Below are 14,903 nucleotides of genomic sequence, written 5' to 3' on the forward strand. Positions count from 1 at the left end.
AGAGGGGCGTAACTGTCTCTCTCTTAACCCATCACTTACAATTCCATGGTCAGTTCTTGAAATATACGAAAACGCTTTCGTAATGTTGGGGTGAATAGTACAGAGCGTTTCACTTTATTATTCCATGACTTAAGTATGGATATGAGGTTGTTCCATACCGTACATAGTTTCAGGATGTGTAAGGTTAGTATAAAAATTTACATTAAAAAGGGAGAATTAGAATGCTAAAGAAATCGTTTAGTTTGTTCTTATTATTTTTGTTACTTGGCTCCAACTTCAACTTTATCAAGAATACTGCTAGTGCGGAAGGTACCAGTGGCGGCGGAGATGAAAGGGATTGGTCACTTGTCTGGGAAGACACGTTTGAAGGTGAGCAGTTAGATTTAAGTAAATGGAGTTATGATATTGGAAATGGTTTTTATGATAACGGCACGTTTATTCCTGGATGGGGGAATGAAGAACTACAATCCTATCAGGAAGATAATGTGCGTGTGGAAAATGGACAGTTGATTATTCAAGCGAAAGAGGAAACGGTATCTGATGACACGGGGACATATCACTACACCTCTGGGAAAATTCATACCCAAGGTAAATTCAGTCAGAAATATGGTCGGTTTGAAGCGAAAATGGCACTCCCTGCTGGACAAGGATATTGGCCTGCTTTTTGGATGATGCCTGAAGATGACGTGTATGGTGGCTGGGCGGCGTCCGGTGAGATTGATATTATGGAAAACGCTGGGGCAACTCCACATAAAATTGGTGGAGCGATTCACTATGGCGGACAATGGCCAAATAACACGTATACTGCTAAGGATTATTATTTTCCAGAAGGAAAAGATGTAACCGATTTCAATGTCTATGCTGTCGAGTGGGAGCCAGGGGAAATTCGTTGGTATGTGAATGGGGAGTTATATCAAACATTAGATAATTGGAGTGCAACAAGCACTGGTAATCCAGCTAAATTTGCTTATCCAGCACCGTTTGACCAAGAGTTTTACCTTATTTTAAATCTTGCTGTTGGTGGTTGGTATGGTGGAAATCCTGATGAAACGACTCCGTTGCCTGGGGAAATGGTAGTTGACTATGTACGAGTATATGAGTTACAGGAAGACCAATATAGAGAGCCGGTAGAGCCAGCTTTTGAAGTAGTGGATCTTCCTAGTAATGCAAAAATAGCCATAGACGGAAATTATGTTTATGACCCGAATTTTAAAGAAGGGTTCACAACGATTTCCAATAATCAAGAATTAACAAATGATTGGGGCCACCTTTACTGGAATTTAGTTTATTTGCCGGATTTTAATGGCAGAGGGATAGCGAAAATCGACACTCTTGAAGGGGAGCAATTTGCAAAGGTGGATATTACCCAAGGTGGTAGCCAAACCTATTCCGTTCAGCTCATTCAGAATGTGACGCTTGGAAAAGGACGTTGGTACAAGCTTAGTTTTGAAGCTAAGTCAACAGCTGACCGTAATTTGAACGTGAAGCTAGGTGGTGGACCAGAGCGCGGATACACAGCCTATTCTCCGAACCGTGATTTTAAGTTGACGAATGAGCTTCAATCCTATGAGTTAGCTTTCCAGATGCAGCATGATACGGATGTAGCATCTCGTTTGGAATTCAATATGGGACTGAATACCAATCCAGTATGGATAGGGAATGTTAAGGTGGAGGAAATTGACCCGTTAGATCCTTATCAAGAGGATGGGGTGAAAAGGCCGTTACGAAATGGGAATCATGTCTATAATGGAACCTTCGATTTAGGTCGCATGGATAGAATGACATACTGGAACTTCCATGTGGATAGTGCCACTGCAAAAGCGTCTGTTGACCCTAGTACGAGGGAGCTTGAAGTAACCATCGTGGATGGAGGCGCTAGCCCAGATGAGATTACCCTTGTTCAAAAAGGGATCAATTTATTAGCAAATGATGAATACAAACTGACTTTCAGCGGGCGAGCAGAAGCTCCACGGGAAATCCAAGTTGCTTTGTTAAGTAAAGACGGAACAATTAATTACTCTGGAGTTGAGCCAGTGACACTTTCTACAGGGATGGAAACTTTTGAGGTAACATTTACCATGCCTAATGTCACAGATGTGGAAGGACAGCTTGTCTTTTTCTTTGGAGGAAGTGATAAGAATGTCTTTCTGGACGATATTACAATGGTTCGTATAACAGACAACAATGCTGTGTTAGATTTCGACGCTATTTTTCCACTGAAAAATGGTGATTTCTCTAATGGCTTTTCAAACTGGGAAAAGCATATTCAAGGGGACCACGAGCCAGGAACCTCAACGGCAGTGATTGAAGTGGTTGATGGTGAGGTTAAAGCCAGTATTGAAAACGAAGGCTGGGAGCCGTGGCATGTCATTTTGATGCAAAACAATATGAAACTACTTTCGAATCAAACGTATGTGATAAAATTTGACGCAAGCTCGACGATTGATCGCAAGCTCGAAGTAGTGCTGGAAAATGCTTCTTACAATAGGTATTTTTCTGAAGTTGTTGAATTGTCTACTTCCATGGAAACGTATCAGTTTGAGTTCCAAATGAGTGCCGATGACACGGTGGATTTGAAATATCTGTTAGGCCAGGTTGCAAACGGCAGTGCTATCGGTGATCACGTGGTTACGATTGATAACGTGAAGTTAGAGATTCAAGGAGAAAGGGAGAAGTTGTTCCCATTAGTAAACGGCGGTTTTAATGCTGGACTTTCTAGCTGGCAGGAGCATTACCAAGGGTTGTACGATGGACCGTCCCGAGCTAGCTTTGTAGAGGAAATGGGAGAAGCGAAGATTACCATCGAACATGAAGGTGTAAATCCTTGGGATATCTCCCTATCACAAGAAGAGCTCGCTATGTATGAGGGTCAGACCTATGTTTTAGCGTTTGAGGCAAGATCTACGTTAGAGCGAAAACTCGAGTTGGTAGTGGATAATGGTGCACCAAGCTACCACCGTTATTTTGATAGGATAATAGATTTAACGGACTCGATGCAAACGTTTAGCTTTGAGTTTGAGATGCCAGCTGATGATTTAATTGGATTGAAATTTTTAGTAGGAAGAGTAGCTGGTATTACGATTGAACAGGAACATGAAATTTTTATTGATAACGTAAGACTGGAAGTGAAAGGTGCGAGAGAAGCCCTTGGCGGTTTGAATGATTCAGGCGATCAAGAGTCAGAACCGAGCAATCCAGGTGACTCATTGGAGCCAATAGAGCCAATAGAGCCAATAGAGCCAGTAGAACCAATAGAGCCAGTAGAACCAGTAGAGCCAGTAGAACCAGTAGAGCCAGTAGAGCCAATAGAGCCTGTAGAACCTACAGAGCCATCAGACCCTGCAGACCCTGCGGAAAAACAGTGGAGGGAAGTTGGGGAAAACTTGTTATTTGACGGCTCGTTTAAATCGACAACGGAATTTGGCTTTGGGGAAAACTTGCTTGAAGGTTGGAATATTCATAACCAAGGTCTGTACGAGGAGTGGGCAGGTCTCGCTGAATTCTCAGTAGTTGATGAAGCCGTAAATATTACGCTCCAACAAGTAGGTTGGGATTGGTGGCAAATTCAATTGTTCCAAGAGGGAATTGAAGTACCAAATGGCATGTACAAAATTGCCTTTGATATGAAATCTGAATTAGAGCGTCCAGTTTATGTTGAGTTAGCAGACTCAGGAGTTCCAATCCAGACATTTACAGTGGGAAGTGAACTTCAAACCTATGAATCTATCGTTGAGGTAGGTGAAGAAGGAACGTACAAGTTCTTGTTCGGACTTGGAAGATCGGGAGAAGATGCTGTACTGGAAGTTCCTTACACGATTACCATCGATAATGTAAGGCTGGTCACTGTGGAGGAAGTGGAAGAAGAGCCAGGAAGCGGTGAACCAGGTAAAGAGGAAGAAGAGCCAGGAAGTGGTGAACCAGGTAAAGAGGAAGAAGAGCCAGGAAGTGGTGAACCAGGTAAAGAAGAAGAAGAGCCAGGAAGCGGTGAACCAGGTAAAGAGGAAGAAGAGCCAGGAAGCGGTGAACCAGGTAAAGAGGAAGAAGAGCCAGGGAGCGGTGAACCAGGTAAAGAGGAAGAAGAGCCAGGAAGCGGTGAACCAGGTAAAGAGAAAGAGGAGCCAGGAAGCGGTAAACCAGGTAAAGAGGAAGAGTCGGCTCCAGAGACTACTGTAAAGAAAGAAAAAGAAGAAAAAGAAAAAATGGAGGTCATAGAAACAGAAAAGAGTAGTGAGAAAGGGAAAGAGAACAAATTACCTAATACAGCTACAGCCGTCTATAATAACCTAGCGATAGGTTTGATCTTACTTGTTATAGGTACTACTCTGTACTTGGTAAGAAAACGAAAAAAGCAAGTAGAGATGTAAGGTGAAAAACGAGAGTGCCGTATTTAAATGGTACTCTCGTTTTATGTGACAAAAATGAGTAAGTATAAGGAAATGGATGGAAAAGAAGTGCGCATATTAGGAGTCGGGGAAAGGAACCCAAAATTAACTGTTAGAGAATCGAAAGGTTATTGTAAGAAAAAGGGGTAACCTCTGTTAAAATACTTAAGGCTGTTGATGAAGTGTTCTCAACAGCCTGTTGTTTTGAGTGGAAGGGGAGGCTATCTCTTACTGTACCCTTATCCTCCATAAAATTTGTAAACTCCAGTGAAACTTTGTTGCAGCGGGAAAGCAAGGTCAGGGATGCTCACACAGACGAGATGTATAGTAATCGCGTTTAAAAGCGATAGAGGAAACCTATGACTTTGATGATGTATTTTGTAATCACGCGGGTCATATGAACAATGGAAGAACGGCATTAAAAAACAAACTAAATTATTTATTGGACATACAAGGAAATATATTAAAGCTGTATGAGGGAGGGAAGACCCCAGAGGTAATTAATAATGAGCTGTTTCCTAGAAAATATCCGATAACGTTTTTTTCTGCTGGGGAATGGGACTCCATCCATATTGTCAATTCCATCATTAAACAGGAACCTTTGTATCACAAACATTGTAATTGAATAACAAAGTCAAACTAAGTGGATTTATAAATAATCGTAACCCTCAATACTTCAGTTACCAATACCATTTTGCTTTATATTAAAATTTTAGTTGGGGAAGCTATATATATTAAAAGCAAGCTCTCTTTGATGGGAGGACGAAACATGAAAGTATTGTCAATGATTCAGCCCTGGGCCAGCCTTTTTGTTCTACGGGAGGCCCAGTATGAGACGAGGAGTTGGAAGACTAATTATCGCGGGCCCTTATCGATACATACAAGTAAAAAAATTGATAAGGCTGTATGTAACCATCGTGCCGTACAGTCATTATTAGCCAAGCACGGGTATACAGTTCAGGATTTACCAACAGGGCAAATAATTGCAGTATGCCAGCTTAAAGAGTGCCTTAAGGTAATGGAAAACCACCAAACTTGGGCAGTCTTAGAAGATGGACGACAAGTATCTGGTAATGACTACTTCTTAGGAGGTTATCCTGAAGGCGGCTATGTTTGGGTCGTTGAGGGTATGCGTATGTTAGATCACTTTATTCCAGCTAAAGGAAAACTTGGGCTATGGGAGCATGATGTTTAATTCTTTTTAAGAGCTGAAGAATCAAAAATGAAGTTCTAACTACTGGCATCATTCATAATGGATGGTGTTTTTTATTTGCTGAATTAACTGTATAGAGACCATAGGACTATAAAAGGGGTGGGGACTACTAATTTTTGTGACTTTTCTCACATCTACAACAGTGCTTCTTCTATATAATGTTTATATATATTCAACCGCACACTAGGTGAATTTGGTTAATAAGTAATAGATCTTCTAACAAATACGTGATCTTAGAGTGCGCAGAAGGAGAAGACAATGAAATGAGAAGATTATCGATCTTTGGCTTAGGTGTCCACATCATGAACAGGCTTACCTACCTAAAAAAGTTTGGATTAATATTACTATTATTTTTAGTCCCACTACTTGTCGTATTATTCTTTTTGATAGATGACGCCAATGACAGAGTTACCTTTGCTGAGAAGGAACGAGAAGGAATTGAATATATTAGTGAATTAAGTCAATTTGTTCAATTTGTCCAGCAACATAGAGGTCTTTCTGTCACGTACTTACAAGGAGGAACCCAGGTTAAAGAGGATATGGAACAAAGACAGAAAAATATCACAGAGGTTATTCAGAACATTGATCAAATTAATGAGCGCTTAGGTAAGGATTTACTTGTGGAACATAAGTGGGAGGAGATGAAGCAAGATTGGAACGGAATCCATTCCAACGTATTTTCCTATAACTCTCAAGAATCGATTACCGTACATAGTAAATATATTAGAGAGCTAGTAGATTTTCAGATGTATATTGCAACGACTTCGAACTTAATTTTAGATCCAGAAAAGGCCAACTCATTTCTGGTTAGTTCACTATTAGAGGATCTCCCTAATATGGCAGAATATATGGGGATGTCACGTGCGATTGGTACTGCGATTGTAAATAATAAGGAAATGTCAGATAAAGAACAACTAGATTTGTTATTCAATATAAAGACAATGGAGAATTATCTTAATTCTACGAATAGAAAATTAGCATTTGCATTTACAGCTAGTCCAGATGTTGAAAGACAACTTGCAAATGAATATAGAGACGCCGAGTTAGCAGCCGAAAAAGCTATTCACTTAATTGAAGAACAAATAATAAATGCTTCGTCAATCCAAGTCGATCCCAGTACATTCTTTTCTACAATTACCGAATCACTTGATAACGTGTACGTATTAATGAACAAGGGAATGGTTGTTATCGATAGTCGCTTAGACCAGCAAATTAGTGAATTAAAAACGAGAATGATCATGGTTATCGCGATTTCAATTTTTGTAACATTATTAATCATTTACTTCTTTGTCTCTTTTTATTTTGGTGTTCGATTAACAATTACACATATTAAGGAAAAAATGGAGCAGTTTTCAAATGGAGATCTTACTGTTAAGACCAATTTGGAAACGAAAGATGAGTCAACTCAAATTGGAGAAGCTTTTAATAAAATGGCTACCGAGTTTCAAGAGATCATCCTAAGTAATAAAGAAATATCGGAGCTAATCGCGGCATCATCTGAAGAACTTACAGCAAGTATTGATCAAACAACGGATGCAGTAAAACAAGTAGCAACCGTCATTGAAGAAGTTGCAAATGGAGCAGAAACACAAGTAAGTAGTGCAACCGAAAGTGTGGTAGCATCTGAGGAAATGGCTGAAGGAATTCAAAAGATTGCGGAGGCATCTGCAACAGTATCTGACTTTTCTACGAAAACAACAGAAAAAGCGAAAGCTGGAAGTAATGCTGTTAATGAATCAGTACATCAATTTAATATCATCAAAGATTTTGTCCTGAATGTTTCTCAAGTAATCAATGATCTGAGTAACCATTCGAAAGAAATTGGTAATATCACGAGTTTGATCAATGGCGTAGCGGAGCAAACAAATCTACTAGCACTGAATGCAGCCATTGAAGCAGCAAGAGCAGGGGAACATGGAAAAGGATTTGCTGTAGTGGCTAACGAGGTACGTAAGCTAGCAGAAGAAACGAAGACTTCTACTGCTCAAATTTCCAAAATTATCCTTCAAGTTCAAGACCTAACCTCGCATGCTGTAGAAGTAATGGAAGAAGGGACTTCGCAAGTCGAAGCAGGTACACGAGTGATTGAAAGCTTAGGATTAGACTTTAGTGAAATCATGTCATCTATTGATGAAGTCAGTAACCAAATTCATGATGTATCTGCTGTATCACAACAGCTATCTGCAAATTCAGAGGAAGTAGCTGCAACAATGAATGAACTATCAAAGATTGCCCAGGAGAGTTCAATGAATTCGCAAAATGTAGCTGCATCAACCGAAGAACAGTTAGCGACAATGGAAGAAATCAATGCATCGGCAACTGAGCTAAGCAAAGTTGCTCAACAGTTAAATGATATGATTAATAGGTTTAGATTATAAAATACCGATTGTATAGGGCTGGATCGTATTCAGTCCTTTTTTAACGTAAGTTTGTACAGAAGTAGAGTTCTATGGATATTAGGTTTAGGTGAAAAAGATTTGTTGTTGTATTCAATATCTGTTGAGGGGTATAGAAGATCATTTTAATAGAAGAAGAAGGTCTCTAATAAGGTATTAGCTCCACCTATTCCAATGGGAGCCGAGAATAGGCAGTGAAAGCTATAGCTGCCATCATCATATAAACATTCTATACCTTAACTATTTTAATAAAAAAGACTGAAATCTGCTATACTTTCTTTTACTATATACAATATAATTTTAAGCTTAGATTTATTAAAAGGGGAGCTTTTGCCCCCCCTTTCTCCAAACATTTTTAATTAATATTCTTAATTCCTACGATCCTCAAACCAGCCAATAATATGCTGTAAACGCTCTAACCGGTGCTTTGGCTTACCAGAGCGTGAAAGGTTATGGTCTTCATCTGGGAAGCGGACTAGCATTGTTTCTACACCTAGACGTTTAAGCGCCACATACCATTGTTCTGCTTGTTCCATTGGACAACGTAAGTCTTGTTCACTGTGTAAAATGAGCGTCGGTGTTTTTACGTCACGGGCGTAATGAAGAGGTGATAGCTTGATTAGTTTCTCTACATCGTCCCATAAGTCTGCATGCCCATGCTGCCATTCAGTAAAAAAGAAGCCAATATCACTCGTGCCATAAAAACTGTGCCAGTTACTAATACAACGCTGGGTAACGGCTGCTTTGAAACGATCTGTACGCGTAACGATAACGTTTGTCATATATCCGCCGTAACTTCCACCAGTCACAAATAATTGATCGTGATCGATGTAGTTAAAGTTGTCTAAAGCATAATCTACACCAGCCATAATATCCTTATAATCCATTCCGCCGTAATCCCCGATAACAGCATTTACAAACTCATGCCCATATCCGTGGCTTCCTCTAGGGTTAGTGTAAAGGACGACATAACCTTTAGCGGCCATTAATTGCATTTCATGGTGCAACCCATTACCATAGGCTGTTGCTGGACCACCGTGAATTTGAAGGATCATCGGATAAGTTTTCCCTTCCTCATATCCATAAGGCTTCATAATCCATCCTTCAATATCCCAACCATCCGTGCTCTTGTAGTGGAAATTTTCAGTGGTACTTAAGTGTACCTCGTTATAAAGCTCTTGATTCCAAGCTGTTAACGTATTAATGTTATTCACATTAGTTAAATCTTGAGTTACTAAATCCCCTGTAGAATGAGGAGTAGCAAGAGTCAGGACAGCTTGATTATCGTTTACGATATCAAATGAAGTGACTGATGCAACAGTAGGAGAGAGGGGAGGTGAAACCTCTCCATCTAGGTTCACTTTAAATAACTGACAGTCTCCGCCAACAGTTGCATAAAAGTAAATGTTGGTGCTAGTAGAGTCCCAAATTAATCGAAGCGCTGCTGTGTCATACTTCGCATCCACACCAACAAGGTTACTAACCGTATAATCAAAGCTTTCTGTTAAATTTGTTAAGGCACCTGTCTCAACAGAAAGTAGGAGGACATTCGCGTTACCTTGACTTCTTTCTCCTCTTGTATGACCTGCAACAGCTAACCACTTACCATCTGGTGAGAAGGAAGGCGCCATAATATACCCATTTCCTTGATAGAAAAGGCTCTCTTTTTTTGAAGAGATATCAAATTTCCAAATGGCAGGAAGGTAGCCCCACTCTTTATCTTCAGCCTTCGTTCCAATATAGAATAAGCTTTTCCCGTCTGGAGAGAAACGAGGTTGCGAGAAATCATGCTCTCCATTAGTAACCTTCGTAAAAGATTTTGTATCCATGTTAAATAAATAAACATGTTTGCGGTCGTCGTTGTAAATACCAACTCCATCACCTTTATAACGAAGTCTAGTAATCACTTTAACATCACTTTTTTCTTCGGCCTTTACTTCTTCCTTATCAGAAGTAAGCTTCAATTCACCGGTAATCGTTAAGGCGAGCTGGTTTCCATCTGGAGACCAGGCAAAGTCTCCAACTCCTTGCTTCACATCGGTTATTTGAACAGCCTCACCACCGTCAATAGGTAAAAGCCATATTTGATTTTTTCCTGAACGGTTTGAGCGGAAGGCAATCAAGCTTCCATCTGGAGACCACTTAGGAGCAGTGTCTTTTATTAATTTATCTGTTGAATAATGAGAGGTAAACTGTTTACCGTTTCCATTTAGGTCAGTTACATAGATATAAGAATAATAGCCATCTTTCTCTTTATCGACGTGAGTTAAAACATAGGCTATTTTGTCTTTTGTAGGGGACACTTGAGGGTCTCCTACAAAATTAAATTTACATAAATCTTCTGCTGTTATTGGACGTTTAGTCATCATACATTCCTCCATATTTAGCAATCTACAATTCTATCTTAACATTTCGGGATTCGAAATAAAATAAAATTATTTTCGTATATTTAAAATAGAAGGAACATTACATATGATGACCACGTGCCTAATTCATAAAAGAGAAGCTCAACCCTTAAGTGAGCTTCTACTTGTTATTTGATTCGTTTCGAGAAACATTTTGTGGAACAAGGTTTTTCGGGGTATCAAAGTGATTCTCTCAATAATTCCATTTCCTTCTTAACCAGGCACAGGTCGTTGGAGAGCCAACGGAAGTGGATTAAGCCGCCATCTAGTGTAGCTGCACCGACGCGGTGATTTTTGCTCTTTTCAAACGAGGATAATAATTCTTGTAAGTTGATGTGGTCTGTCTCGGGTGAGAAGTACCATACTGAGCCTAAGTAACTCGCCATCTCAAAAAAACCAATCTGTTGAGGAGCTACTTCTGACCAATTTAGGTTGGTGCTATCGAAGCATTGGCAGACACCATCGACGTATATTTTCATCGCTGTTTTAACTCGCTTATATCGAAACGACTCATTACTTTTTTCACGACCAGAAGACAGGATCTCGCCATAAAAAAACGTAGACTCCGAAGTTAAAGAAACGTTTGTTTCCGAGTGGAAAATGGCATCCTGGAAGGGGATTGTTGTTTCTGGTAACCACTCCAAAACAGCATTTTTTCCCACTTCTACCGTTGTCTTAAGAGTACTGGCTCTATCTGAAGTTGAAGGGTATATTTTTAAAGCTGATTGAGGGATTAAGCAGACGTGACTGCCTTCATCGAGAGTCACGTCTACTTGATTATCATCACCAGAAACCATTCCTCCTGATGTTTCTACTAAATAGACCGTCGCTTTATTACTATCATCTAAGTATAAAGCACGACCTGCTTTCAATGGCGGAACTTGCTTACAATTTACGAGTCTCGTTTTCTCGCGTTTGGGAGTAAAGTGTAAAGAAAGCTGACCAGAAAGGTTGTTCATCTTTAACTTCCTATCGTTTCATTTCTTAGATCTTCAAGGAGCAATTGGTGCTTGATCCAAGCAATTACTTCATTTACCCCAATATCTTTCTTCTGATTTGTAAAAATAAACGGACGACCATCTCTAGCGCGGGTTGCGTCCTCTTTCATGACGTCTAGATCAACCTCAACATACGGTGCAAGGTCAATTTTATTAATTACGAGTAAATCGGAACGAGTTACTCCAGGGCCGCCTTTTCGGGGGATGTCCTGGCCTTCAGCAACGTCGATGACGTAAATAAAGCCATCCACAAGTTCTGGACTGAATGTAGCTGATAAATTGTCACCGCCACTTTCTAGAAAGATAATATCAAGGTTTTCAAAACGTTGCTCGAGTTCACGAATTGCTTCAAAGTTCATGGACGCATCCTCTCGAATGGCAGTGTGAGGGCAACCGCCCGTTTCTACTCCAATAATTCGGTCAGGTGAAAGTACACCATTTTTGGTTAGGAACTCGGCATCTTCTCGTGTATATATATCGTTAGTAATAACCGCTAAATTATAGTCATTATGCATCGCGCGAGTTAAGCGTTCAACTAAGGCTGTCTTTCCAGAGCCAACAGGGCCTCCAATTCCGATACGTACTGGTTTCATTAGTAAATCTTCCTTTCTATATTCAAAGTTTATTTTTTAAGAGATAAACAAGCGTGAAAATAAAAATTGGTGCTCCATTGATGCTAATTCAATCCCAATGGAATTGTTGGCAAGGTCATCCTCTGTTAGTTGCAGAACATGATGGGCTGTTTTTTGAAAATCGTCTAACAAAGAATGAATTGCTTTTACTCCGTCAGTTTGTCCTAGCGGTATCGCTCTTACAGCATTATGTATTAAAGAGCTAACCGATGAATAAAAGAACGTTGAGATTGATAGTGATAAAGGGATATCAAGTAGGGCAGCATAAATTCCATATGTGACGGCAAAATGCCCCTTTGTTCTTTTTTCAATAACTTCACGATTCCACCATGAGAATAGATCTCCATCTTCGATATTGGAGAGCGTTTGTAGAAATTGTCTGCCCATTCGCATACTTCCATTTCTTGATTCTGTAGCCACTTTCATGCTATTACATAGAAAATCGAGTTCACGCAACGCTTCAAGATTTTCCTGTTTCGTATGAAGATAAGCTAATTTCACAATAATGCCATCGCCACAAGCTAAATTGGCCTGTAAGTATGTTTTACAAAATGACAACAATGTTTCTCGATTATGGATTGATCCTTTTTGAATAAATGTCTCCATCCCAAAGGAATGCGTATAGGCACCAATCGGAAAAGCCGAATCGTGTATTTGCATTAAATGAAGAATGTTCGGATTAATGGTGGTGTCCGTTGTATTTAATTGGTTGTGAAAATCTTCTTTCCGTCTTTTCAAATTGAACACCAACCTTTTTAAATAGAGGGACTAATGTTTCATCATATCTTAAAATGATCTCATTGTTCTCGTAGACAGCAGGCGTATGGCGATTGCCAATCTCCCATGAGATTTTACCCATTTCTTCAATTGTTTCAGGTTTGACGACATAAGCAGGCTCAAGCTTTGTACGAATAGCAATCATCACATTATCATCTTTATACACGATATCACCAACATGGAGATGATGGTCTTCGTTTTCAAACGTAATGGCTACCTCTCGACCTTTATTAGTCGTTTTTCTAAGAATACGCTTCGTTAACTCTTCCCAATCCAACTCAATCCATTCAATCGTTTCATTATTTTCAATATCCTTTACGTTCCCAATAATTGTTTTTAAGATCATAGTTTTCGTCTCCTTTATATATGTTCTATTCATTGTTTAAAATAAGAAATACCGTTGTGTCATAGCTACTTCTTTAAATGGCTCGCACTCAATTCGTGTTCCATCAACTTTTACTTCATAGGTTTCGGGATTAATGTCAATTTCAGGTGTGCCGTCATTCCATTTCATATCCTTTTTAGAAATATTTCGACAATTTTCAACGACCCCAATCAATTTTTGTAGGCCGAGTGTATGATGGACATTTGCTTCAAATGCGGACTGTGAGATGAACGTCATGGAAGTTGCAAAACGTGCTTTTCCAAAGCTAGCAAACATCGGTCGTTGGAAAACTGGCTGTGGTGTAGGGATAGAGGCATTTGGATCTCCCATTTGTGCGTGTGCTATGAGACCGCCTTTCAATATGATTTCTGGTTTGACACCGAAAAAGGCAGGTTCCCATAAAACAATATCTGCTAACTTTCCAATCTCTATAGAGCCAATCTCATGTGCCATTCCATGAGTAAGAGCAGGATTGATCGTATATTTCGCTACATAGCGTTTAATTCTAGTATTATCATTTTCATTTGCAGCATCTTCAGGGAGGTAACCTCTCTGTTTCTTCATCTTATCTGCTGTTTGCCAAGTTCGTAGAATGACTTCACCAACACGTCCCATTGCTTGAGAGTCTGAGGCGATCATACTAATGACACCTAAGTCATGTAAAATGTCTTCAGCAGCAATTGTTTCAGGACGAATTCGTGAATCAGCAAATGCAACATCTTCAGGAACATTAGGGTCTAAGTGATGACAAACCATTAACATATCTAAATGTTCATCTATGGTGTTAATAGTAAAAGGTCTTGTAGGGTTCGTTGATGATGGAAGAACATTATTGAAGGAAGCAATCTTCATAATATCTGGAGCGTGCCCGCCGCCTGCACCTTCTGTATGGTACGTATGAATGACTCGATCATTGATAGCGGCAATCGTATCTTCAACAAAACCAGCTTCATTTAATGTGTCAGTATGGATAGCAACTTGAACATCTAATTCATCAGCAGTTGTTAAGCATGTATTGATGGCTGCAGGTGTTGTACCCCAATCTTCATGAAGCTTTAATCCAATAGCACCTGCGTGAATTTGTTCTCGAAGAGGATCTAATGCAGAAGCATTACCTTTTCCTAAAAAACCGAAATTCATCGGGAATTCCTCGACTGCTTCAAGCATACGATGGATATTCCAACGTCCTGGTGTACATGTTGTTGCATTGGAACCAGTCGCTGGCCCTGTTCCACCGCCAATCATGGTTGTCACTCCAGAAGCGATCGCTGTATTAATTTGTTGGGGAGCAATAAAGTGAATATGGGCATCGATCCCGCCAGCCGTGACAATAAGTCCTTCGGCTGCAATGGCTTCAGTACTAGCTCCAACAATCATATTAGGATCGACACCATCCATTAAGTCTGGATTTCCGCCTTTCCCAATCCCTGAAATGCGCCCATCTTTTACTCCGATGTCTGCTTTATATATGCCTGTGTAATCAATAACGGTTGCGTTGGTAATAATTAAATCTAATACGCCTTCATCACGTGTTAGCATTCCATTTTGTCCCATCCCATCACGTAGGACTTTTCCGCCACCGAATTTACACTCATCGCCATATACGGTGTAATCCTTTTCGACCTCAGCCCATAGATCAGTATCAGCAAGGCGGACTCTGTCACCAGTTGTAGGGCCAAATAAGTTTGCGTATTGTTTTCTCGTCAGCTTCATTT

9 protein-coding genes are annotated in these 14,903 nt (G+C 39.9%); 3 read left to right on the top strand and 6 right to left on the bottom strand.

Annotated features, from left to right (window positions below; all coding sequences use genetic code 11):
- Nucleotides 1-221 precede the first annotated feature (221 nt).
- The 3 genes from GKP30_RS17790 to GKP30_RS17800 all read left to right on the top strand — a co-directional run bounded on the left by GKP30_RS17790 (nucleotide 222) and on the right by GKP30_RS17800 (nucleotide 7,973).
- Nucleotides 222-4,364, top strand: a complete 4,143-nt coding sequence (locus GKP30_RS17790; protein WP_216830815.1) for a carbohydrate binding domain-containing protein — start codon at nucleotides 222-224, stop codon at nucleotides 4,362-4,364.
- Between the two features lie 787 nt (nucleotides 4,365-5,151).
- A complete protein-coding gene (locus GKP30_RS17795) occupies nucleotides 5,152-5,577 on the top strand; it encodes an ASCH domain-containing protein (RefSeq protein ID WP_216830816.1) in 426 nt (141 codons plus the stop codon).
- A 281-nt stretch (nucleotides 5,578-5,858) separates the two neighbouring features.
- Nucleotides 5,859-7,973 (top strand): methyl-accepting chemotaxis protein, encoded by a 2,115-nt coding sequence (locus tag GKP30_RS17800; protein ID WP_216830817.1) that lies wholly within the window; start codon nucleotides 5,859-5,861, stop codon nucleotides 7,971-7,973.
- Nucleotides 7,974-8,359: 386 nt separating this feature from the next.
- Here the strand turns inward: GKP30_RS17800 and GKP30_RS17805 are convergent, their stop codons facing one another.
- The 6 genes from GKP30_RS17805 to ureC form a co-directional block, all read right to left on the bottom strand.
- Nucleotides 8,360-10,360 (bottom strand): S9 family peptidase, encoded by a 2,001-nt coding sequence (locus tag GKP30_RS17805; RefSeq protein WP_236035175.1) that lies wholly within the window; start codon nucleotides 10,358-10,360, stop codon nucleotides 8,360-8,362.
- Between the two features lie 215 nt (nucleotides 10,361-10,575).
- Nucleotides 10,576-11,355 carry an urease accessory protein UreD gene (locus GKP30_RS17810; protein WP_216830818.1) on the bottom strand — a complete coding sequence of 260 codons (780 nt, stop codon included), beginning with the start codon at nucleotides 11,353-11,355 and terminating at the stop codon, nucleotides 10,576-10,578.
- A gap of 2 nt (nucleotides 11,356-11,357) precedes the next feature.
- Nucleotides 11,358-11,987, bottom strand: a complete 630-nt coding sequence (gene ureG, locus GKP30_RS17815; protein ID WP_216830819.1) for an urease accessory protein UreG — start codon at nucleotides 11,985-11,987, stop codon at nucleotides 11,358-11,360.
- Nucleotides 11,988-12,023: 36 nt separating this feature from the next.
- Nucleotides 12,024-12,764 carry an urease accessory protein UreF gene (locus tag GKP30_RS17820; protein WP_236035176.1) on the bottom strand — a complete coding sequence of 247 codons (741 nt, stop codon included), beginning with the start codon at nucleotides 12,762-12,764 and terminating at the stop codon, nucleotides 12,024-12,026.
- Entirely contained in the window at nucleotides 12,706-13,149 is a 444-nt protein-coding gene (locus GKP30_RS17825) for an urease accessory protein UreE (RefSeq protein WP_216830820.1), read from the bottom strand. Before GKP30_RS17825 ends, GKP30_RS17820 begins: the two co-directional genes overlap by 59 nt.
- A 36-nt stretch (nucleotides 13,150-13,185) precedes the next feature.
- Nucleotides 13,186-14,901 (bottom strand): urease subunit alpha, encoded by a 1,716-nt coding sequence (gene ureC, locus GKP30_RS17830; RefSeq protein WP_216830821.1) that lies wholly within the window; start codon nucleotides 14,899-14,901, stop codon nucleotides 13,186-13,188.
- Nucleotides 14,902-14,903: the final 2 nt, after the last annotated feature.

Origin of the sequence: Alkalihalobacterium elongatum (assembly GCF_019024285.1) — a bacterium.
In the GTDB taxonomy this organism is placed as follows: domain Bacteria; phylum Bacillota; class Bacilli; order Bacillales; family Bacillaceae_F; genus Alkalihalobacterium; species Alkalihalobacterium elongatum.

Excerpts from the sequence above, each read along its gene's own strand:
- GKP30_RS17790 (WP_216830815.1), top strand. The coding sequence starts at position 222 with ATGCTAAAGAAATCGTTTAGTTTGTTCTTATTATTTTTGTTACTTGGC.
- GKP30_RS17795 (WP_216830816.1), top strand. The coding sequence starts at position 5,152 with ATGAAAGTATTGTCAATGATTCAGCCCTGGGCCAGCCTTTTTGTTCTA.
- GKP30_RS17800 (WP_216830817.1), top strand. The coding sequence starts at position 5,859 with ATGAGAAGATTATCGATCTTTGGCTTAGGTGTCCACATCATGAACAGG.
- GKP30_RS17805 (WP_236035175.1), bottom strand. The coding sequence starts at position 10,360 with ATGATGACTAAACGTCCAATAACAGCAGAAGATTTATGTAAATTTAAT.
- GKP30_RS17810 (WP_216830818.1), bottom strand. The coding sequence starts at position 11,355 with ATGAACAACCTTTCTGGTCAGCTTTCTTTACACTTTACTCCCAAACGC.
- ureG (WP_216830819.1), bottom strand. The coding sequence starts at position 11,987 with ATGAAACCAGTACGTATCGGAATTGGAGGCCCTGTTGGCTCTGGAAAG.
- GKP30_RS17825 (WP_216830820.1), bottom strand. The coding sequence starts at position 13,149 with ATGATCTTAAAAACAATTATTGGGAACGTAAAGGATATTGAAAATAAT.
- ureC (WP_216830821.1), bottom strand. The coding sequence starts at position 14,901 with ATGAAGCTGACGAGAAAACAATACGCAAACTTATTTGGCCCTACAACT.